1 protein-coding gene is annotated in these 766 nt (G+C 67.8%); it reads left to right on the top strand.

The window, feature by feature from the left end:
* The first annotated feature begins 156 nt into the window (after positions 1-156).
* Positions 157-696: a sigma-70 family RNA polymerase sigma factor gene (locus H489_RS38840; RefSeq protein ID WP_017888440.1), complete on the top strand. Its 540-nt coding sequence runs from the start codon at positions 157-159 to the stop codon at positions 694-696.
* Positions 697-766 lie beyond the last annotated feature (70 nt).

The raw sequence follows: 766 nt of genomic DNA, 5'->3' as shown, positions 1-766 counted from the left end.
GCTGGCACCGTGCCTCCCGTCTCGGCCGTCACCCCCGCGCCCCCGCGCCCCACGATCAGATCACCCACGGCGCTTCGTCGCCTGCTCGCACGCCCCGAAAGGGGGGAGACGGATCCGTCCAGAACGATCTACGTTGAAGCAACGCAAGGGGGCAACATGTGTCGAACACACAGTGCCGATCAGTCCGAACCCGCCGCCTTCATCGCTGCGTACCAGCAGCACGCTCCGGGACTGCGACGGTTCGTGGGGACGGTCATCGTCGACCGACACCTCGCGGAGGACGTCGTGCACGAAGCGTTCCTCGAGTTCTGGCAGCACCCGGATCGGTACGATCCGGACCGAGCCGATCTGCAGTCGTGGTTGCGCACCGTGGCGCATCGTCGGGCGATCGACCGGATCCGCAGTCTCGAAGCCCTGCGGAAACGCGAGCTCCGCATCGGCACTCGTGACCACCACAGCGTCGACGACGACGACCAGCGCGACGCGTTGTTCCTCCGCCCCACCCTGCGCATCGCTCTGGCTGACCTCTCGGACAAACAGCGGGACGCTGTGGTGTTGCGGTACTTCGGCGAACGGAGCACCGCAGAAGTCGCCAGTCAGCTCGGCATCACCGTCGGGACGGCCAAGACCCGTGTCCGCGACGGCCTGAGCGCTCTTCGAGCGCACCGACTGATCGCTGCCACGCGGGCGGCCTGAAGACCGACCGCGACCCGTGCTGACGGTCAGGAGGGCACGGAAGCTGCATCCAGCAGACGGACGGGAGGCC

This window comes from Curtobacterium flaccumfaciens UCD-AKU (assembly GCF_000349565.1).
Classification (GTDB): domain Bacteria; phylum Actinomycetota; class Actinomycetes; order Actinomycetales; family Microbacteriaceae; genus Curtobacterium; species Curtobacterium poinsettiae.
Note: the sequence above shows the minus strand (reverse complement) of the source record. Positions and strands in the feature narration are given on the sequence as shown.